The organism is Streptomyces sp. NPDC006879 (genome assembly GCF_042869595.1).
GTDB lineage: Bacteria > Actinomycetota > Actinomycetes > Streptomycetales > Streptomycetaceae > Streptomyces.
In genome coordinates, this window is sequence record NZ_JBIAGC010000031.1 from 16,581 (window position 1) to 35,449 (window position 18,869).

17 protein-coding genes are annotated in these 18,869 nt (G+C 67.8%); 14 read left to right on the forward strand and 3 right to left on the reverse strand.

Going from position 1 to position 18,869, the window contains the following annotated elements; all coding sequences use genetic code 11:
- Window positions 1-749 precede the first annotated feature (749 nt).
- The 10 genes from ACFYMC_RS21310 to ACFYMC_RS21355 all read left to right on the forward strand — a co-directional run bounded on the left by ACFYMC_RS21310 (window position 750) and on the right by ACFYMC_RS21355 (window position 12,789).
- Window positions 750-2,030, forward strand: a complete 1,281-nt coding sequence (locus tag ACFYMC_RS21310) for an ATP-binding protein (protein WP_388527577.1) — start codon at window positions 750-752, stop codon at window positions 2,028-2,030.
- 283 nt (window positions 2,031-2,313) lie between these two features.
- Entirely contained in the window at window positions 2,314-3,231 is a 918-nt protein-coding gene (gene ehuB, locus ACFYMC_RS21315) for an ectoine/hydroxyectoine ABC transporter substrate-binding protein EhuB (RefSeq protein WP_388527714.1), read from the forward strand.
- Window positions 3,232-3,243: 12 nt separating this feature from the next.
- Window positions 3,244-3,921 (forward strand): ectoine/hydroxyectoine ABC transporter permease subunit EhuC, encoded by a 678-nt coding sequence (gene ehuC, locus ACFYMC_RS21320; protein ID WP_388527579.1) that lies wholly within the window; start codon window positions 3,244-3,246, stop codon window positions 3,919-3,921.
- Entirely contained in the window at window positions 3,921-4,556 is a 636-nt protein-coding gene (gene ehuD, locus ACFYMC_RS21325; protein WP_388527581.1) for an ectoine/hydroxyectoine ABC transporter permease subunit EhuD, read from the forward strand. The genes ehuC and ehuD overlap by 1 nt, the downstream gene beginning before the upstream one ends.
- A 1-nt stretch (window position 4,557) precedes the next feature.
- The gene (gene ehuA / locus ACFYMC_RS21330) at window positions 4,558-5,343 is read left to right on the forward strand and encodes an ectoine/hydroxyectoine ABC transporter ATP-binding protein EhuA (protein ID WP_388527717.1); all 786 of its coding nucleotides are present in this window, start codon (window positions 4,558-4,560) and stop codon (window positions 5,341-5,343) included.
- 235 nt (window positions 5,344-5,578) lie between these two features.
- Window positions 5,579-7,075 carry an aldehyde dehydrogenase family protein gene (locus ACFYMC_RS21335; RefSeq protein ID WP_388527583.1) on the forward strand — a complete coding sequence of 499 codons (1,497 nt, stop codon included), beginning with the start codon at window positions 5,579-5,581 and terminating at the stop codon, window positions 7,073-7,075.
- A gap of 116 nt (window positions 7,076-7,191) precedes the next feature.
- Window positions 7,192-8,724, forward strand: a complete 1,533-nt coding sequence (locus ACFYMC_RS21340; protein WP_388527585.1) for a GMC family oxidoreductase — start codon at window positions 7,192-7,194, stop codon at window positions 8,722-8,724.
- Window positions 8,724-9,788, forward strand: a complete 1,065-nt coding sequence (locus tag ACFYMC_RS21345; RefSeq protein WP_388527588.1) for a glycine betaine/L-proline ABC transporter ATP-binding protein — start codon at window positions 8,724-8,726, stop codon at window positions 9,786-9,788. Before ACFYMC_RS21340 ends, ACFYMC_RS21345 begins: the two co-directional genes overlap by 1 nt.
- On the forward strand, window positions 9,785-11,764 hold the full coding sequence (locus ACFYMC_RS21350) for an ABC transporter permease subunit (RefSeq protein ID WP_388527590.1): 1,980 nt from the start codon (window positions 9,785-9,787) through the stop codon (window positions 11,762-11,764). Before ACFYMC_RS21345 ends, ACFYMC_RS21350 begins: the two co-directional genes overlap by 4 nt.
- A 65-nt stretch (window positions 11,765-11,829) precedes the next feature.
- Window positions 11,830-12,789 carry an ABC transporter substrate-binding protein gene (locus tag ACFYMC_RS21355; RefSeq protein ID WP_388527720.1) on the forward strand — a complete coding sequence of 320 codons (960 nt, stop codon included), beginning with the start codon at window positions 11,830-11,832 and terminating at the stop codon, window positions 12,787-12,789.
- Window positions 12,790-12,903: 114 nt separating this feature from the next.
- On the opposite strand, the gene ACFYMC_RS21360 is transcribed toward ACFYMC_RS21355, so the two are convergent.
- Window positions 12,904-14,163, reverse strand: coding sequence for a cation:proton antiporter (locus tag ACFYMC_RS21360; protein WP_388527593.1), 1,260 nt, complete (start codon window positions 14,161-14,163; stop codon window positions 12,904-12,906).
- 167 nt (window positions 14,164-14,330) lie between these two features.
- Here ACFYMC_RS21360 and ACFYMC_RS21365 point away from each other — a divergent pair, with 167 nt between their 5' ends.
- Both ACFYMC_RS21365 and ACFYMC_RS21370 read left to right on the forward strand, forming a co-directional pair.
- Window positions 14,331-14,846, forward strand: a complete 516-nt coding sequence (locus ACFYMC_RS21365; protein ID WP_388527596.1) for a winged helix-turn-helix domain-containing protein — start codon at window positions 14,331-14,333, stop codon at window positions 14,844-14,846.
- Window positions 14,786-15,406: an IS630 family transposase gene (locus ACFYMC_RS21370; protein ID WP_388527599.1), complete on the forward strand. Its 621-nt coding sequence runs from the start codon at window positions 14,786-14,788 to the stop codon at window positions 15,404-15,406. The genes ACFYMC_RS21365 and ACFYMC_RS21370 overlap by 61 nt, the downstream gene beginning before the upstream one ends.
- Before the next feature lie 242 nt (window positions 15,407-15,648).
- Here the strand turns inward: ACFYMC_RS21370 and ACFYMC_RS21375 are convergent, their stop codons facing one another.
- Window positions 15,649-16,179 carry a nitroreductase family deazaflavin-dependent oxidoreductase gene (locus ACFYMC_RS21375; RefSeq protein WP_388527602.1) on the reverse strand — a complete coding sequence of 177 codons (531 nt, stop codon included), beginning with the start codon at window positions 16,177-16,179 and terminating at the stop codon, window positions 15,649-15,651.
- Window positions 16,176-16,571, reverse strand: a complete 396-nt coding sequence (locus ACFYMC_RS21380; protein ID WP_388527605.1) for a transposase — start codon at window positions 16,569-16,571, stop codon at window positions 16,176-16,178. Before ACFYMC_RS21380 ends, ACFYMC_RS21375 begins: the two co-directional genes overlap by 4 nt.
- A 150-nt stretch (window positions 16,572-16,721) precedes the next feature.
- Here ACFYMC_RS21380 and ACFYMC_RS21385 point away from each other — a divergent pair, with 150 nt between their 5' ends.
- Both ACFYMC_RS21385 and ectA read left to right on the forward strand, forming a co-directional pair.
- Window positions 16,722-17,789, forward strand: a complete 1,068-nt coding sequence (locus ACFYMC_RS21385) for a PP2C family protein-serine/threonine phosphatase (protein ID WP_388527607.1) — start codon at window positions 16,722-16,724, stop codon at window positions 17,787-17,789.
- A 527-nt stretch (window positions 17,790-18,316) separates the two neighbouring features.
- The gene (ectA, locus tag ACFYMC_RS21390) at window positions 18,317-18,868 is read left to right on the forward strand and encodes a diaminobutyrate acetyltransferase (protein ID WP_388527610.1); all 552 of its coding nucleotides are present in this window, start codon (window positions 18,317-18,319) and stop codon (window positions 18,866-18,868) included.
- Window position 18,869: the final 1 nt, after the last annotated feature.

An 18,869-nucleotide genomic window follows, 5' to 3' on the forward strand; every position in this document is an offset into this window, starting at 1 on the left:
TCTCCTTTCAGTGTTCGGATTCCCCGGAACACCCATTGATCACTTCACCGTCAAGGCCGTGACCCAAATCACCTGACACCCCAAGACACAACGACCCAAATCGCCCATTAAGCGCGCATAACGATCCAAAGCGACCCCCGCAGAAACGGGCGCTTCGATCAACCACTCAAAGTAATTCGCCAATTCCCAGATGACTTTGACGGCCGCCCAGAAACACCCCCACCATCACCCGAAGAACGCGTCGCACCCCGCCGCGGAGCAGGACCGGCCCGGCGAGCGCATGGGAGAACGAGAAAGGAAGCCGTCGCGGGAAGGCGATCGACCGTCGGGGAGATGGCACGAACCTCCACTCGGGCAGCCCCAACTGACAGCCCGTAACTCCTCGCCCGGACCGGCGTCGGTACCGGCCGACACCGAGCAGGGGCGAGTGGCACGGCATGCCGTGCCACCCCCGGGCCACGGAACTGCGCGAGGGACACGGCTCGTTGGTCCACGGACCGTCGGGCCCCGACGCCCGGATTCAGACCGAGTCACCCGTACCGCCCCGCGGCGCGGTACAGAGGGCGACCTGCGGCAGCCACCCGCGTCCGGCCACGCACCCCTACCCGCGGAGTGACTGCCGCGTCACCGGCCGCCACCGCCCTCCCCTCCCCGCTCGCCGGTCCGGTCGCGGGCGCGGACAATGAGGGGCGAGGCGCCGCGCTCCTGTCGACCAGGCGGCGGCTCTTGCCGGCAAGGGTGGGTGGACGATGCCGACGTGGCGACTGCGGGACTTCCACGACGATGACCTGGACAGCGCCATCCAGATCTGGGACCAGGACCGAGCGCCACAGGACCTCCCGGCCGTTTTCCCGGTTTCCGAGGTGATGTCCGTCGCCCGGACCGGCGGGCCCGCCGTGGTCGCGGTGGTCGGCGACGACATGGTGGGCATGGCAGTGGCCCAGGCCCAGGGGGAACGGGCCTGGATCACCCTGGTCGCGCTCTCCGAGACCTGGCGCAACCGTGGAGTCGGCAGCGCTCTGATCGCCGAACTCGAACGGCGCCTGCGCGTGCGTGGGGTGCGCCGCATCAGCGCCCTGCTGGCGCCGGGGGCAACCGGGACCGCGGCTCTGGACAACTGCGGCTACCGTTCCCGCGACGGCCTGGTGTTCTACGAGAAGGTCGAGCACCTCGGTGCGAGTGACGCCGGCCTGCTCGCCGAACTCGGCGGCAGGGTGCTCGCGCCGGGACTGTGGGACGCCCTGGCGGGGATGGAACGCGAGAAGGCGTCGATCGAACGGCGGATCGTGCTTCCCCTGGTCGAGCGTTCCCTCGCCGAACAGTACGGAGTGACCCCGCCGAAAGCCGTCATCCTCTTCGGCCCACCGGGTACCGGGAAGACGAGCTTCGCCAAAGCCGTGGCCTCCCGGCTGGAATGGCCCTTCGTGGAGATCTTCCCTTCCCGCCTCGCCGCGGGCTCCTCGGGTGGCTTGGCCACCTCGCTTCGGGACACCTTTGCGGATCTGGCCGAACTGCAGTCCGTTCTGTTGTTCATCGACGAGGTCGAGGAGATCGCCGGGGCCAGGTCAGGTCTGGCCATCGACCCCGGCCACGGCGTCACCAATGAACTCCTCAAACTTATTCCAGGATTCCGTGACCATGACGACCGACTGTTGATCTGTGCCACCAATTCCGTCAGATCCCTGGATCTGGCTTTCCTGCGCCCCGGACGTTTCGACTACGTGATTCCCGTCGGCCCTCCGGACCCAGCTGCCCGAGCCGCGATCTGGCAGCGTTACCTGGGTTCGGCCGCTGGCCGGGTCGATCTCCAACGCCTGGTGGCGGCCAGCGAGATGTTCACCCCGGCGGATATCGAATTCGCCGCCCGCAAAGGCGCTCACACGGCGTTCGAACGGGAAGTCGTGGATCGGGCGGGCGAGCCGGCCAGCACCGGGGACTATCTCAAGGCCGTGGCCGACACCCGCCCCACACTCACCGACCAGGCACTCACCGAGTTCCACGAGGACATCGAGCGGCACGGACGCGTGTGAGGACTGTCCCTCGGTACCCGGTGGATCAACACGCCGCGTCAGATGTGCCGTGCCACAAGGGTGGACACCTTCCTCGGATCACCGCCAGCTGTCCGGGCTGCGCAGTCGACCGATGGGACGAGTACGACCACACATGCTGAAAGCTGATAGACGACGCGACACGCCCAAAGGGGGATCTATCACTCAGGATTGGCGTCCCCCAGCATGCGGGATGAACCGCCGGGTACGCGCCGACACCAACGGGCCCCTCGACCACGGGGCACCACTCACCGAGGGGATCGAGATGTCCGAGCGCACGACCCTGTCCCGCAGAGGTTTCCTCTCCGGCACGACGCTCCTGGGAGGCCTTGCCCTGGCTCCGGCGCTGATGACCGGCTGTAGCCGCACCGAGAGCGGGACAGGTGGCCCGCAGGCGGACGCCGACCTGCTGGGGAAGTTGCGCAAGCAGGGATTCGTCAGGGTGGGCTTCGCCGGTGAAGCTCCGTACGGTTTCAAGGACGGCAACCAACTGGCGGGCCAGGCTCCCACCCTGCACAAGGAGATCTTCTCCCAACTCGGCGTGGCCGAACTACGGCCCACCCTGACGGACTTCGGCGCCCTGATTCCCGGCTTGCTCGCGGACCGCTTCGACGTGGTGAGTGCCGGCATGGCGATCACACCGGAACGCTGCGCCAAAGTGATCTTCTCTGAGCCGGAGTTCGTCTCCCCGACGGCACTGATGGTGCGCAGCAAGAACCCCAAGGGTCTCAGCGACCTGAAATCCTGCGCGGACAAGGGCGTGACGGTCGGAGTGCTGACGGCCGCGGTGGAAAGCGGCTACGCGAAGGGAGCCGGAGTCTCGGCATCGAAGATCAAGTCGCTGGCGAAGCAGCAGGACGGGCTCGACGCACTGGTGGCCGGCCGGATCGAGGCCTTTGCGCTCACCGGCATCTCGCTGCGCTGGCTCGCCCAGTCCAACAAGGGTGCGGCCGTCGAGGTGCTGGACCCCTTCCTGCCCGAGCTCGACGGCAAGAAGCAGTACAGCCCCGGCGGCGCAGTCTTCCGACCGAACGCCACCGCACTGCGCGACGCCTTCAACACCGAACTCGCGAAGATCACCGGTGATCCGGACCGCTACGTCTCGCTCATCGGCAAGTACGGCTTCACCAGCCGGGAGATCCCACCCTCGACGCTGCGGACGGCTGATCTGTGCGGGTCATGACGAGGGCGTCGCATGACTGACTTCCTCGCCGAGTTCACCCGCTCCCTGCCCAGTGTGGGACAAGGCGTGTGGGTCACGCTCCAAGCGACCGTGCTCAGCGCCGCTCTGGCCCTCGTACTCGCCTTCGTCTTCGGCTTCATGGCGCGCTCCCCTCGCTTGTTGGTTCGCGGCGCCTGCCGTGTCACGGTCGAGTTCTTCCGTGGCACCTCGCTCTACGTTCAACTGTTCTGGCTGTTCTTCGCACTTCCCGTACTCGGATTCCGCCTGGAGCCGATGGCCTGCGCCGTGGTGGCGTTCGGACTGAACTACGGCGCCTACGGCTCCGAAGTGGTGCGTGGCGCGCTGGCTGCCGTTCCCCGAGCCCAGTGGGAGGCCACCGTCGCCCTCGGCATGGGGCGTTGGCTGCGGATGCGCCGGGTGATCCTGCCACAGGCGTGGGTGCAGATGATCCCGCCGTTCAACAACCTCCTCATCCAGCTCCTCAAGGCGACTCCGCTGCTCTCCTTGATCACCATCTCCGACCTGACCTTCCAGTTGGACCAGTTGAGGTCGAGTACCGGAAACACCGCCGCCGCCTATCTGACCCTGTTGTTGATCTACTTCGGCCTGGCAGCCACCTTGACCTTCGGGATGAACGCCCTTGAGTCGGCGGCCAAGGCCCGGCTCGGGCAACGGGCAGGTGGTGCCTGATGTGGTCGTGGGAGACCGCCCGCGAGGGCCTGCCGCTGATCCTGCGCGGCTTCGGTGTGACCCTGCTGGCCACTGTGGTCGGCTCGGCGGTCGCCATGGTGTTGGGGCTGGCGATCGCCATCGCGCTGCGCACACCCACCCGTTGGGTCACGATGCCGCTACGCGGACTCGTGGAGTTCATCCGGTCCACACCGGTGATGATCCAGTTGTTCGCCGCCTGGGTGCTGGTACCGGGCGTGGACGCCCTGACCCTTGGCATCACGGTTCTGGGCGTTCACTACGCCACGTACACCTGTGAGGTCTACCGCGCCGGGATCGACGCGGTCCCCAAGGGACAGTGGGAGGCCTGCACGGCACTCTCGTTGCCCCGCTCGCGGGTCTGGCGCGCCGTGGTGCTCCCCCAAGCGGTACGCAAGGTCCTGCCCGCGCTGGGGAACTACGTCATTTCCATGTTCAAGGAGACGCCGTTCCTCTCGGTGATCGCCGTTCAGGAAATGGTGCACCAGGCCAACGAGTTCGGCAGTGTCCGCTTCGCCTACCTGGAGGCCTTCACCTTGGCCGCCGCGATCTTCCTGGTGGCGAGCTATCCGACGTCCGTCCTGATGAGAAGAGTGGAGAAGCGCCTTGCCCAGTGAGATGGAGCCCTCGCGCGGGGACATGATCCGCTTCGAGGGCGTGGTCAAACGCTTCGGCGACCACACCGTGCTCGACCAGCTCGACCTGCGGGTGGGCCGTGGTGAGCGGGTCACGCTGATCGGACCAAGCGGCTCCGGAAAGACCACCATCCTTCGTCTGCTCATGACCTTGGAGCGGGTCACCGAAGGAACCATCCACGTGGACGGGCGGCCGTTCTCCCACATGCCGTCGACCAGACGCGACGGCAACCTGGTGCCGGCCGACGAAAGGTACCTGGCAGGGCCGCGCCGCAGGATCGGCATGGTCTTCCAGCAGTTCAACCTGTTCCCACACATGAAGGTGCTGGCGAACGTGATGGAGGCACCGGTCCACGTGTTGGGCCTGAGCCGGGACGAGGCGGCCGAGCGCGGACGTGCCCTGTTGGACCTGGTGGGGCTGCAGGACAAGCACGACGCGCATCCGACACAGTTGTCCGGAGGGCAGCAGCAGCGGGTGGCGATCGCCCGTGCCCTCGCGATGCGCCCGGACATCCTCCTGCTCGACGAGGTGACGTCCGCACTCGACCCCGAGCTCGTCGCGGGCGTACTCGACGTGCTCCGCGACGTGGCCCGCACCACCGACATCACCATGCTCTGCGTGACGCATGAGATGGGATTCGCCAAGGACGTATCCGACCGGGTCCTCATGTTCGATCGAGGTCGCATCCTGGAGTCAGGAACCCCTGAACAGATGTTCGATGACCCCGAGCACGAGCGGACCCGGACCTTCCTGGGGGCGGTGCACTGAACTACCCACCTCATAGAAATTGGGACTTTCTGGACATAGAGCTAAATAGACACCCTTAAGCTCTGCTTTTCGGGCGTTCCGATCAGGCCTTCACCCATTACACGAGATCTAAAAGTGACACATGCCACTTTGCGAAGCCTGGAGCGCATGCTTTCCCCGACCGAGGGCATGTGCCCCGGGCCGCCGGGGGACCGGTGCTAACGAATCGGAAACAGAAGGCTATTAGCTCTTGTCCATGCAAAGAACGATCTATACAGACGGAACGTGGCGAAGCGCCCTGACCGGAGAGGTGCGCGACGTCCTCGACCCGGCGGACGGCCAGCCCTTCACGGCGGTCTCCGAAGGCGGCGTCGAGGACGCCGACGCCGCCGTGGCCTCGGCTCGCTCGGCCTTCGACTCCGGCGCCTGGCCGCGCACCCCGGTCGCCGAACGGGCGGCGCTGCTTCGACGGGTCGCCGATCTGCTGATCCGTGATCGCGAGGAGCTGGGCCTGCTGGAGAGCCGGGACGCCGGTAAGACGGTCTCCGAGGGGCGCATCGACGTCGACTGCGTCGCCGACGCCTTCCGCTACTTCGCCGATCTGGTCATCGGAGAAGGCGCAGGGCGCGTCGTCGACGCCGGGACGGACACCGTCCACAGCGTGGTCGTTCACGAGCCGGTCGGTGTCTGCGCGCTGATCACTCCGTGGAACTACCCCCTGCTCCAGGCCAGCTGGAAGATCGCTCCCGCCCTCGCGGCCGGCAACACCTTCGTCATCAAGCCGAGCGAGCTCACGCCGCTCACGACGGTGGCACTCATCGGGCTGCTCACCGAGGCGGGGCTGCCGACCGGAGTCGCCAACATCGTGACCGGTCCCGGCCACACCGTCGGGGCACGCCTGGCCGAGCACCCGGACGTGGACCTGGTCTCCTTCACCGGCGGACTCACCAGTGGCACCAAGGTGGCCCAGGCCGCCGCGGCCGGGGTAAAGAAGACGGCCCTGGAGCTCGGCGGCAAGAACCCGAACGTCGTGTTCGCCGATGCGTGCGCGACGCCGGAGGGCTTCGACACCGCAGTGGACCAGGCACTCAACGCGGCCTTCATCCACAGCGGGCAGGTGTGCTCCGCCGGAGGCCGGCTCATCATCGAGGAATCGGTCCGGGAGCGCTTCGTGGCCGAGCTGAGCCGCCGGGCCGGGCGTATCCGCCTGGGCCGTGGCACCCAGGACGGGGTCGAGTGCGGCCCGCTGGTCTCCCTGCAGCAGTTGCAGCGCACCGAGGAGTACGTCGCTTCCGCGCTGGCCGAGGGCGCGGTCCTGCGCAGCGGCGGCGCCCGGCCCGTACCCAGCGAAAGCCGACCGGCCACAGGCTACTTCTACGAGCCGACCGTGCTCGACCGCTGTCACCGTCGGATGCGCGTGGTTCGAGAAGAAGTGTTCGGCCCCGTCCTGACGGTGGAGACTTTCCGCACCGAGGAGGAGGCCGTACTCCTCGCCAATGACACCGAGTTCGGGCTCGCCGGAGCCGTATGGACGGCTGACGCCGGTCGGGCACGCCGAGTCGCGGGACTGATGCGGCACGGCACCGTTTGGATCAACGACTTCCACCCCTACCTGCCGCAGGCCGAATGGGGCGGGTTCGGGAAGTCGGGCATCGGCCGCGAGCTCGGGCCGGCAGGCCTCGCCGAATACCGCGAGAGCAAGCACATTTACCAGAACCTGGCACCCGCACCCGTGCGGTGGTTCTCCGGGTGACCGATGGGCCCGACCGGCGCCTCCCCCGCGGTGCGCCGGTCGGTCCGTCAGCCGGATTCGCGGACAGTCCGCGAACCGGCCCCCGAAGCAGACCGCACCACCTGGAGAAACAGACCATGCCTCAGTACGACTACGTCATCGTGGGCGGCGGCACCGCAGGATCGGTCATCGCCTCGCGACTCACCGAGAACCCGGACGTCACCGTCGCCGTGATCGAGGGCGGCCCCTCCGACGTCGACCGTCCCGACGTGCTCACCTTGCGCCGTTGGATGGGGCTCCTCGGTGGGGAGCTCGACTACGACTACCCCACCACCGAACAGCCCCGCGGCAACTCGCACATCCGGCACAGCCGGGCCAAGGTCCTCGGTGGCTGCTCCTCGCACAACACCCTGATCGCCTTCAAGCCCCTGCCCTCGGACTGGGATGAGTGGGCAGCCCACGGCGCCGAAGGCTGGGACGCCGCCGCCATGGACCCGTACTTCGCGCGGCTGCTGAACAACATCGTCCCGGTTGCCGACAAGGACCGGAACGCGATCGCGCGCGACTTCGTCGACGCAGCGCACAGCGCCTTGGACGTGCCCGTGGTGGAAGGCTTCAACGCCAAACCCTTCCACGAGGGCGCGGGGTTCTTCGACCTGGCCTACCACCCGGAGGACAACAAGCGGTCCTCCGCCTCGGTTGCCTACCTGCACCCCTACCTCGACCGACCCAACCTGCACCTGCTGCTGGAAACCTGGGCCTACCGACTGGAGTTCGAGGGGAAGCGGGCGACCGGCGTCCAGGTACGCACCAAGGCCGGCGAAGAGGTCCTGATCAGCGCCGCCCGGGAAGTGGTCGTCTGCGCCGGTGCGGTGGACACCCCCCGCCTGCTGATGCACTCCGGGATCGGCCCGCGCAAGGACCTGTCTGACCTGGGCATCGAGGTCCGTCACGACCTGCCGGGCGTCGGCGAGAACCTCCTGGACCACCCCGAGTCGGTCATCGTCTGGGAGACCGACGGGCCGATCCCCGAGAACTCCGCGATGGACAGCGACGCGGGTCTGTTCGTGCGTCGCGACCCGCAGTCGCCGGGCCCCGACCTGATGTTCCACTTCTACCAGGTGCCGTTCACCGACAACCCGGAGCGGTTGGGATACGAGCGGCCCGCCCACGGCGTTTCGATGACGCCCAACATCCCCAAGCCGCGCAGCCGCGGCCGGCTGTACCTCACCAGTGCGGACCCGGAGGTCAAGCCCGCGCTGGACTTCCGCTACTTCACCGACGAAGAGGACTACGACGGCCGTACTCTCGTCGACGGCATCAAGATCGCCCGCGAGATCGCGAAGGCGGAGCCGCTGGCGAAGTGGTTGGGCCGCGAGGTCTGCCCCGGACCCGACGTGACCAGCGACGAGGACATCAGCGAGTACGCCCGCAAGGTGGCGCACACCGTCTACCACCCGGCCGGCACCTGCCGGATCGGCTCCTCGGACGACGAACTCGCTGTAGTCAACCCCGATCTGACGATCCGTGGTCTCGACGGAATCCGCATCGCCGATGCCTCCGTCTTTCCGACCATCCCCGCGGTCAACCCGATGATCGGCGTTCTGATGGTGGGAGAGAAGTGCGCCGACATCCTTGTCGCGGCCACCACACCGGGAGGTGATGCCTGATGGATACCAACGAACCGGTCTTCTCCGTCCGTAATCTGTGGAAGGTGTTCGGCCCCAAGGCCGAGCGCGTCCCGGCCGACACGCGGTACGCCGCGCTGTCGGCCGAGGAGATCCGCCGGCAATCCGGCTGCACCGCTGCCGTGCGCGATGTCTCCTTCGACGTCCGCAAGGGCGAGGTCTTCGTGGTCATGGGGCTGTCCGGCTCCGGCAAGTCCACCCTCGTACGCTGCCTGACCCGGCTCATCGAGCCGACCAGCGGCTCGCTCGCCATCGACGGCGAGGACGTGCTGGCGATGGACAAGAACCGGCTGCGTGAACTGCGCCGGCACCGGGCCGCCATGGTCTTCCAGCACTTCGGCCTCTTGCCGCACCGCTCCGTCGTGGACAACGTTGGCTATGGGTTGGAGATCCAGGGCGTGGGCAAGGCCGAACGGCGAGCCCGTGCCATGGAGGTCATCGCGAAGGTAGGCCTGACCGGCTTGGAGGACCGTCGCCCCGACCAGCTCTCCGGCGGACAGCAGCAGCGCGTGGGCCTCGCCCGGGCCCTGGCCACCGACCCCGAGGTGCTCCTCTTCGACGAGCCGTTCAGCGCGCTGGACCCGCTGATCCGCCGCGACATGCAGGAGGAAGTCGTCCGCCTGCACCGCGAGGAGGGCCGCACGATGGTCTTCATCACCCACGACCTGTCTGAGGCGCTGAAGCTCGGGGACCGGATCGCCCTGATGCGGGACGGCGCCGTGGTACAGCTCGGCACACCCGAGGAGATCGTCACCCGCCCCGCCGACGACTACGTCCGCGACTTCGTGCGGGACGTGCCGCGCGAGCAGGTGGTCACGGTGTCCAGCGCGATGCGCCCCGCATCGGACGGTGAGTCGGACTCGGGCACGGTCCTCGCCCCCGGGGCGACCGTCGCCGAAGGCATCGCGGCCGTCGTCCGAGACGGCGTTGCGGCCCGTGTGATGGCGGATGGGGAACTGCTCGGCGTCGTCGACCACCAGCGGCTGCTGGCCGTGGTGGCCGGGGTCGACCCCACGCCCGCCACCGGCGATGTGGTGACGGCATGAGTACCACCACACCGGCCCGACCGGTCCAAGGCGGTGGGTCGAAGGCCCGGCCGAGCGCACCGGCGTCGCGGTGGCAGCTGCCGCCCGGGCTCTATTCCGTCCGGTCGGTGCTGTTGGTGCTCGCCGTGATCGTTCCCACCAGTGCCCTGCTGTGGGACGGCGGTTGGCCCCAAGGTCTGGGCGTCGACCTCGTGCCCACGCTCGATTCCTTCGCCGACTGGGTGGTCGACAACCGCGACACCCATCCGGTGTTCCTGTACTTCCTGCTGCACCTGTCGAACCTGTCCACGGACGCCGTGGACTCCGTACACGAACTGCTGACCTCCGTCGGCTGGATCGGTGTGCTCGGCAGCGCTGCCGCGCTGGCCTGGTACGTGGCCGGCGCCGGACGCAAGGGGACGCGACCTGCGGCGATCGCGCTCGGCGCGCTCGCCGGCTGCGGGCTGCTCGGTCTGTGGGAACCCGCGACCGAGACCCTCGCCCTGATGGTGGTCGCCGTCGCCGTCGCCACCGCTTTGGGTGTGCTGCTCGGACTGGCCGCCGGGCTGTCCGACACCATGCAGAAGGTTTTGCGGCCGGTGCTGGACACCATGCAGGTGCTGCCTTCTTTCGCCTATCTGTTGCCACTGGTCCTGATCTTCGGCATCGGTACCCCGTCGGCCCTGATCACCACGGTGATCTATGCGGCCCCGCCGATGGTGCGCATGACCTCGTTGGGTCTGCGGGAGGCCAACGCCTCGGTCCTGGAGGCCTCACGGTCACTCGGCTCGACCCGCTGGCAGCGTCTTCGCACGGCCCGGCTGCCGCTGGCCCGCGCCCAGATGCTCCTCGGGCTCAACCAGACCATCATGATGGCGCTCTCGATGGTGGTGATCGCCTCGGTGGTGGGCGCCGGGGGTCTGGGCGAGAGCATCTACCAGGCATTGAAGACCCGGGACTTCGGCCAGGGCCTCACCGCGGGTCTGGCGATCGTGCTGATCGCCGTCTGGCTGGACCGAACGACCGCTGCGGCCGGCGCCCGCACCGGTGCTGCTCCGAGCCGCCGGACCGCGGGCATCGCGGTCGCGGTGGCCGCAGCGACGGTCGCCCTGGGTCAGTTCCTCAGTCGCGGCTGGCCCGAGGGCCTGAGCGTGGACTTCACCGCCCCGCTGAACACCTTCATGAACTGGGTGGTCGGCACCTTCTACCAGGACGTCCCGGTCCTGGGCGGTACCGATGCCTGGGCTGGCGCCTTCACCACCTGGGTGCTCAACCCGCTCAACGACGGGCTCCAGGCGCTCCCGTGGTGGTCGGTGCTGCTGTTGGCCGGGGCCATCGCCTGGCTGGTGGGCACCTGGCGGGCGTCCGTGACCGCGGTGCTCGCATTGTCCTGCATCGGGGTGCTGGGCATTTGGAGCAAGTCCATGTACACCCTTTCCCAGGTGCTCGTGGCCGTGGCCCTCACCCTGCTGCTGGGATTCACACTCGGCATCCTGACGGCCCGGGTCGGTTGGGCCGAGCGCTTGCTGCGGCCGGTGTTCGACGGCATGCAGACCCTCCCGCAGTTCATCTACCTGATCCCCGTGGTCCAGTTGTTCAACGCGGGCCGGGTGGCTGCCATCACCGCAGCCGCCGTCTACGCGCTGCCCGCGGTGGTGCGCATCACCACACAGGGGCTACAGCAGGTCAGCCCGGCCACGATGGAGGCCTCCCGGTCCCTGGGCGCGACCACCTGGCAGCAGATCCGCCAGGTGCAGTGGCCGCTGGCCCGGCCGGCCCTGTTGGTCGCCGCGAACCAGGGCGTGGTGTTGGTCCTGGCGGTGGTCGTCATCGGCGGCCTGGTCGGTGGCGGAGCGCTCGGCTTCGACGTGGTCAAGGGCCTGACGGCCAGCGAACTCGGCACCGGTCTGGTCGCGGGCGCCGGCATCGTCTGCCTCGGTCTGCTCCTCGACAAGCTCACCCAGCCGGCCATGAAGTCGGCTTCCCCCAAACGGTGAGGCGGGCCGCCCAGCCCGTCCACTTCAACTCACCTCCCCTGCAAGGAAGGCATCACATCATGGCAATGAACACGCGCACCCGGACCCGGATCACCAGAACCGGCGCTGCCGCGGCCGGTGTCCTCGCCCTGCTCGGCGTCAACGCCTGCAGCGCCGCGGAGACCGGTGGCGGCAGCGACAAGGTCGTCAACCTCCACACCCCCTCCTGGGTGGGCGCCGAGGTCAACACCGCGGTCGCCGCCTACCTGCTGGAGCACGAGCTCGGCTACACGGTCAAGACCAAGCAGATGGACGAGACCCCGGCTTGGGACGCGATGAGCCAGGGCAAGATCGACGCGATCCTGGAAGACTGGGGCCACCCCCAGGAGGAGAAGCGGTACGTAGAGGGCAACAAGTCCGTCGTCTCCGCCGGCGGGCTCGGCGTCACTGGTCACATCGGCTGGTTCGTCCCCAAGTACGTCGTGGACGCCAACCCCGACGTCACCGACTACAAGAACCTCAACAAGCACGCGGACCTGTTCAAGACCCCGGAGAGCGGCGACAAGGGCCAGTTCATCAAGGGTGACCCGTCGTACGTCTCGTATGACAACGCCCTGATCAGCAACCTGGGCCTCAACTACAAGCCGATCGAGGCGGGCGCCGAGGCGACCCACCTGGCTCAGCTGGAGCAGTTGTACAAGAACAAGAAGCCCTTCCTCACCTACTGGTGGACCCCCCAGTGGATGAACGCGACCATGGACCTCGTCGAGGTGAAGCTGCCCGAGTACACCGAGGGCTGTGACGCGGACAAGAAGGCCGTTGCCTGTGCCTACCCGGACGTTCCGCTGAAGAAGTGGATGAACGCCAAGTTCGCCGAGGAGGGCAGCGACGCGGCGAAGTTCCTGAAGAACTTCTCGTGGTCCACCGAGCAGCAGAACCTGGTCGCCAAGTACGTGGCCGGTGACAAGATGACGTCGGAGAAGGCCGCCGAGAAGTGGGTCAAGGAGAACGAGTCGACCTGGAAGGCCTGGATCCCCAAGAGCTGATCAGCTTCGGGTAGCCCGGATCGACCCGCACCCGCACTTTCCTGCCGGACTCCGGCAGGAAAGTGCGGGTGCGGTCGTTTGACCGCCGGTGGCCCGGCGGCCTGCGCCGCGGGCTCAGACCCGGGTGGCGCGCTGCTCGGCAGGACCGTGCTGGGCCGGCACGGGCTCTCGCTTCGCCCCGTCCTCGCCGCCTGGGATACCGGCGAGGTCATCCACGTGGAAGAGCCGGGCGATCGGCACGTCGGTGCTGCTGTGGGCGATGATGGAGAAGGCGATGCACACGGCGATCAGGGTGTACGCCGCCTCACCCTGCGGGATGCCGGCCTGCAGGACCAGCAGCCCGTAGACCACGGAGGCGAAGCCCTTGGGCCCGAACCAGGCGGCCACCAGCTTCTCCCGACGCTCGATCCCGGTGCCCACGAGAGACAGCAGCAAGGACGCGGGGCGGATGAGCACGATGGCCAGGACCACGGCCACGTAGCCGCCGAACGACAGGTCGCCGAACAGTTGCGGAGTCAGCAACGCGCCGAAGACCAACAGCGCCGCGAACTTGGCCAGCTCCGCCAGGGCTTCCCCGAGCGGCTCGAAGACCGCCTTCGGCTCGGGCGAGACAGTGGCGAGGACCGCGCCGGCGGAGAAGGCCGCGAGGTAGGGGTTGGCGTGGGTCAGGTGGCACAGCCCGTACAGGATGATGCCGGTGGCGAGCGGCAGCAGGGGCTGCAGTTTGGGCTCGGCCCCGAGCAGGCGCAACCGCACCAGTGCGGCCACCGCCAACGGAAGCGCCACACCGAAGACGAGCCCCAGGCCCAGTTCCAGTCCGATGGTGGCTACTGATGCTTCGGCATGGCCGGAGGTGGGTCCTGCCGCGGCGATCAGGAGCAGCACGATGGGAAGCGCCAGACCGTCGTTGATGCCGGACTCGACGTTGAGGAGTTGGCGGAGCTTGGCCGGCACTTCCTTGCGGCCCACGATGGCGGAGGCGAACACGGGGTCAGTGGGCGCGAGTACCGCACCCACCAGGAAGGATGTCGTCCAGTCCAGTCCCACCAGGTAGTGGGTGATCAGCGCCATGCCGGCCATGGCCAAGGGCATGCCCAGGCCCAGCGCGCGGGCCGGGTTCTTCCAGTTCTCCCTCAGCTTGGGGAAGGAGACGTGCATGCCATCGGTGAACAGTACGGCGAAGAGCGCCAGGTCGGCGGTGACGGCGACGATTTCACTGTCGGGCGTGATGTGGATCAGCCCGAGGAATCCGTCGCTGACGAGGGCTCCGCCCAGCAGGAACAAGAGCGAGGTCGAGAGCACGGTCCGGGCGGCGAGCCCGGAGAGCAGCACTGCGATCAGCAGCGCCACACCGAAAACAGCAACGAGAACCATGGCAGATTTCCCCGATCCGCGAAGAGAGTTGTCATCTGATCGCCGACCAGACTTCCCGGCACACCAGCGGTTACTTTACACATTCCTTATGAGACCCTGACGGGTTCTTGACGCTGAGGTTGAAAGGGTGGGGTGACAGGGGGCGTTGGCGGTGCTACATCCTCGTCATGAGGTACGCGGATGGCGGCGGCCTGACCGCTGCGGGGCGGGCGAAGCGTGAGGCGGTGCGCTTCGGGGCCGCGGAGATGTTCGAGCAAGGGGTGCGTCCGCCGGAGGTGGCCCGCAGGTTACGGGTGTCACGGAAGTCGGCCTACGCCTGGCACGCGGCCTGGCGGGACGGCGGCAGATCAGCCCTGGCCTCGAAGGGGCCTGGTGGCTTTCCCTGTCAGCTCAACGATGACCAGACCGAGTGCCTGCAGGCCGAGTTGGAGGCCGGACCGGCCGCGCGTGGCTGGTGCGAGGACCAGCGGTGGACCCTGGCCAGGGTCGCGGAGCTGATCCATCGCCTGTTCGGCTACCGGTACACCCCGCGTGGGGTGTCGTATCTGCTGCACCGGCTGGGCTGGTCACCGCAGGTCCCCACCCACCGGGCCGTCGAACGCGACGAGCAGGCCGTAGAGCGGTGGCGGACGGAGCAGTGGTCACGGGTAAGAGGACGGCCCAGCTCCTGGGCGCGTGGATAGTCTTCGAGGACGAGGCCGGCCAGGACCTGAAGTCCGGCAAGGGGCGGACCTGGTCGCCGCGCGGGCGGACTCCCCTGATCAAGGTGACCGGGAAAGGCTCGGGCCGGGTCCTGATGGCCGGGATGGTCTGCGTCAGACCGGGCCGCGAGACCAGACTGATCTACCGGACCCAGACATACCGGGGCCGTACCGGCGAGAAGAAGGGCTTCCGGGCCCGCGAGTTCTCCGACCTACTGACCTCAGCTCACCGGCAGCTCGGCGGTGCCCCGCTGATCGTGGTGTGGGACAACGCCAGCACCCATCACGCCAAGGCCCTGCGGGACTTCTGCAACCGCAACAGCGACTGGCTCACCATCATCAAGCTGCCTCCGTACGCACCCGACCTCAACCCCGTCGAAGGTGTCTGGGCCCACCTGAAGAAGTCCCTGGCCAACCTCGCACCCCGCACGATCGACGACCTCACCCCGCTGGTGAAGAACCGCCTGCGCGGCATCCAACGGAGACCCGAGATCCTCGACGGCGTCATAGCCGAAACCGGACTCGGGCTGGAGCCTCCGTAGCCCTGTCACCCCACCCTTTCAACCTCAGCGGCAGTATCGCGCACTGCACATTGCCGAATTCCGGCATGTCCGGAAGAGACCCGAGGACCGCCCCGCCATCCCTGCGCGATCGACGGTGTCATCCGCCGCGTCGCGGTGTTCCGCCGCGGGAGCGTCCTGATCTGACCGCACACGAGGCGTTCCGACAACGCAGCCACGCACCACGGTTGCCATGGTGCACCGGCCGGGGACGACGGAGAGGCTCAAGGGACAGCGGGAGGGGGTCCCACAGGTGCCTCCACCGGCTCCTCTTCGAGGCACACGAAGGGCAACTCGGCGCCGGCTCGTCGGTAGCCCTGCGCGGTGCCGTCCCAGGGCAGCGCCAGGTATCGGCACAAGGCGCGCGCTGCACGCGGGTGGCGGCGGGCGTACCTTTCCATCACGTCCGCCCCCTCGGTGGCGGGTAGAAAACGAGCACGCACCGAGCGGCGGCTACGCCCCACCTGCACCGACGCCTCGGGCGTGTGGCGGAGGTTGCGGTACCACTGTGACCGGGTGCCGAAGCCGGAGGCCACCGTCCAACGCCCCTGCGCCTCGTCGTGCTCCACCACCTCAAGACAGACCTCCCTGATCCGGCCGCTGACCCGGCCGGTGTGGCGCAACAACAACAAGCGCCGCCCGAAGAGGAAGCCGAGCCCGATCCGGTAGGCGATGAGCGGCAGCCGCGCCAGCACACGGCGCCAACCCGCCGGCGGAGCGGGGCGCCCGCCACCGGGACGGGACAGCCTTTTCATGACGCACCTTTCGAGCACCGGAGGGAGAACGCCGCCTGCCGGGTGGGTACATAACGGTCGGGTCGAGGAGTCTTTCGTCCACAGGACTTCTGCATGGTCTCAACGTGGCAGGCGCCGGTGATGACATTCAACATCTGTGAACTGCGTGCCGTACCGACATTCCTCCCGTCCGATCGAACGAGGCATTGGCAGCACCGGACGTGGTCGGGTGTCACCTCAAGGGTGATGATCTGCCAGTCGCGTTCCTCCGCCCCCTGTCTGATCAGTTCGTCCAAGCGTTCCGCGACCCGGCTGCCGAGGACCGGAGGGCGGCGCTTCGGGCACCACACCACGTGGGACCCAAATTCGTACACGCCGCCGGAGAATCGGCGAACCTTCCCGGTCACAGTCACGCGATCACCAAACAGGCGCCGCAGGTCCAGCGCGCCAGAGGGGCGGTACAGGTGAACAGCACGGATCCATGCACACCGCCGAGGCCGGAACAGGGCTCAGAAGCCGTTCCCCACCCCGCTGAAGCGGGGCGTCCCCTGGATAGGTCCTTGATGGATCGCGATCAGCCGGCGGCGCCGGTCAACCCCGCCCTGCGCTTCTTGCCTTACGCAGTGATGACAGTGGTGGCGGGGGCCGATGTGGCGGCGGGTCCGGAGGTGGGCCTGCTCCCGCTGGTGTCCCTGGGGCCCGCGTTCGCCGGACTGGTCGGCGGCTGGCGCCGCACCGCGGCCGTCGGCGCCCTGGCACTCACCCTGTGCGGGCTGCTCGGTGTCTATGACGCGCTCTTGGGCGAGCGGCGTGGATACACCGCGATGGCCGCCGTCGCCGGGGTGACCGCCGCCGGGGTGGCCGCGGCCGTCATGCGCCAGCACCGGGAGGCAGAGCTGGCAAGTGTCCGTTCGATCGCGGAGGTTGCCCAGCGCGTACTCCTGCGACCGGTCCCGCGCCGGGCCGGACACCTGCGGGCCGCGGTGTCCTACACCTCCGCCGTCGCCGAGGCGCGCATCGGCGGGGATCTGTACGAAGTCGTCGCCGCGGCAAACGGGGTCCGCGCCATCATCGGCGACGTGCAGGGCAAGGGTCTGGCCGCGGTGGAGATGGCGGCCACGGTGCTGGGCGCGTTCCGGGAGGCAGCCCACACCGAAGGGGACCTACTGCGGCTCGGCACTCGACTGGAGTGTGCGGTCGGTCGAGCCGTGGCCGGGTCGGAGGGCGACGAGAAGTTCGTCACGGCCCTGCTCGCGGAGATCACCGAGGACGGCAGGGTGGTCTTCCTCAACTACGGTCACGCTCCGGCCATGGTGATCCGGCCCGGGGGGCACGTTTCCTTCGTCGAGCCGAGCGAGTACGCCCTGCCCCTCGGACTCGTCGCGGAGGGCGACCGTCCGCGCCCCTACCAGACGCGTTTCGGACCTGGTGACCAACTGCTGTTCTACACCGACGGTGTCACCGAGGCTCGTGGGCGGGACGGCAGCTTCTACCCCCTGGTCGAGCGTGCCGGCCTGCTGGCCGGTACGGACCCCCAGCAGGCCCTGGATGCACTCTGCGCGGATGTCCTCGCGCACGCCGAAGGCCCTCCGCATGACGACGCGGCCATGCTCTTGCTGCGCTGCCGTTGAGCCGTCGGCCGCCTGATCCGCTCCGGGCGGAGTCTTTGCCATACCGAGAAGCCGCCACACCTCTTGCGCACCGCCGCGGTCATGGAAGATGACCGAACAACGACAACCCGGGGGCGATATCCAATTCATTTGAGGCGCAGCACGACCGTCGACGCTCTGCACACGTTGGAGTGAGCACCGGCGAGTCTCGAACCCCACTGCTCCCATATGGCTTGAATCGAGCCGTTGGCGGGTGAATATTGGGCCGTAACCACTACGTCTTTCCAGTCCGCCGGCACCGAAACCCCCCTCTGACCGACGAAACAATAACGATCAATGGGGCAAAAATCGCACACGGCAAAGGAGTTACAGTCTCGTTACATTGATGCTCGGCGGGGTAGAATATGCGCACTTAAGCGGACAAACCACCCCTGCCCGTGTAGCAAACGAGGCGCATCAGAGCGGCTCGCTTAATATCATGGAAATCTTCGTCGTGAAACCCCTTGCGGCGATGCGGTTTCCTCTTCTACTGGGTAGCTTCCCTCCGCATGACCACTGCACATGCAGAGCTGGCCCGCAGCCGAAGCGACTTCCTGGAACTACCACGGGAATTGCGCCTCGACAGCCCTAACGTGGGAGATGGAGCTTCCCTCTGGCGCATCGCGAGGGACTCAAAAGTCCTGGACCTGAACTCGTCGTACAGCTACCTCCTGTGGTGCCGTGATTTCGCCGGCACCTCAGTCGTCGCCCGCGATATGAGCGGACAGGCCGTCGGTTTCGTGACCGGATACCTTCGCCCCGGGGCCCCCGACACCCTGCTGATCTGGCAGGTCGCCGTGGACGAGTCCTTGCGCGGCCAGGGCGTGGCCGGAGCGCTGCTCGACGGTTTGTCCGCGCGCGTGGCCGAACGTTTTGGCCTGGCGTCCCTTGAGACCACCATCACCCCCGGCAACGAGGCCTCGGAGCGGTTGTTCCACTCCTATGCCGATCGTCATGGCGCGTCGGTCACCCGTGAGGTGCTCTTCAAGCCCGGCCACTTCCCCGAGGGCGGCGAGCACAGCCCCGAAGTTCTGCACCGCATCGCGCCGCTGGCCTTCTGAA

What these genes read in the sequence shown, in the direction of transcription:
- ACFYMC_RS21310 (WP_388527577.1), top strand. Translation starts at nt 750, where the DNA reads ATGCCGACGTGGCGACTGCGGGACTTCCACGACGATGACCTGGACAGC.
- ehuB (WP_388527714.1), top strand. Translation starts at nt 2,314, where the DNA reads ATGTCCGAGCGCACGACCCTGTCCCGCAGAGGTTTCCTCTCCGGCACG.
- ehuC (WP_388527579.1), top strand. Translation starts at nt 3,244, where the DNA reads ATGACTGACTTCCTCGCCGAGTTCACCCGCTCCCTGCCCAGTGTGGGA.
- ehuD (WP_388527581.1), top strand. Translation starts at nt 3,921, where the DNA reads ATGTGGTCGTGGGAGACCGCCCGCGAGGGCCTGCCGCTGATCCTGCGC.
- ehuA (WP_388527717.1), top strand. Translation starts at nt 4,558, where the DNA reads ATGGAGCCCTCGCGCGGGGACATGATCCGCTTCGAGGGCGTGGTCAAA.
- ACFYMC_RS21335 (WP_388527583.1), top strand. Translation starts at nt 5,579, where the DNA reads ATGCAAAGAACGATCTATACAGACGGAACGTGGCGAAGCGCCCTGACC.
- ACFYMC_RS21340 (WP_388527585.1), top strand. Translation starts at nt 7,192, where the DNA reads ATGCCTCAGTACGACTACGTCATCGTGGGCGGCGGCACCGCAGGATCG.
- ACFYMC_RS21345 (WP_388527588.1), top strand. Translation starts at nt 8,724, where the DNA reads ATGGATACCAACGAACCGGTCTTCTCCGTCCGTAATCTGTGGAAGGTG.
- ACFYMC_RS21350 (WP_388527590.1), top strand. Translation starts at nt 9,785, where the DNA reads ATGAGTACCACCACACCGGCCCGACCGGTCCAAGGCGGTGGGTCGAAG.
- ACFYMC_RS21355 (WP_388527720.1), top strand. Translation starts at nt 11,830, where the DNA reads ATGAACACGCGCACCCGGACCCGGATCACCAGAACCGGCGCTGCCGCG.
- ACFYMC_RS21360 (WP_388527593.1), bottom strand. Translation starts at nt 14,163, where the DNA reads ATGGTTCTCGTTGCTGTTTTCGGTGTGGCGCTGCTGATCGCAGTGCTG.
- ACFYMC_RS21365 (WP_388527596.1), top strand. Translation starts at nt 14,331, where the DNA reads ATGAGGTACGCGGATGGCGGCGGCCTGACCGCTGCGGGGCGGGCGAAG.
- ACFYMC_RS21375 (WP_388527602.1), bottom strand. Translation starts at nt 16,179, where the DNA reads ATGAAAAGGCTGTCCCGTCCCGGTGGCGGGCGCCCCGCTCCGCCGGCG.
- ACFYMC_RS21385 (WP_388527607.1), top strand. Translation starts at nt 16,722, where the DNA reads ATGGATCGCGATCAGCCGGCGGCGCCGGTCAACCCCGCCCTGCGCTTC.
- ectA (WP_388527610.1), top strand. Translation starts at nt 18,317, where the DNA reads ATGACCACTGCACATGCAGAGCTGGCCCGCAGCCGAAGCGACTTCCTG.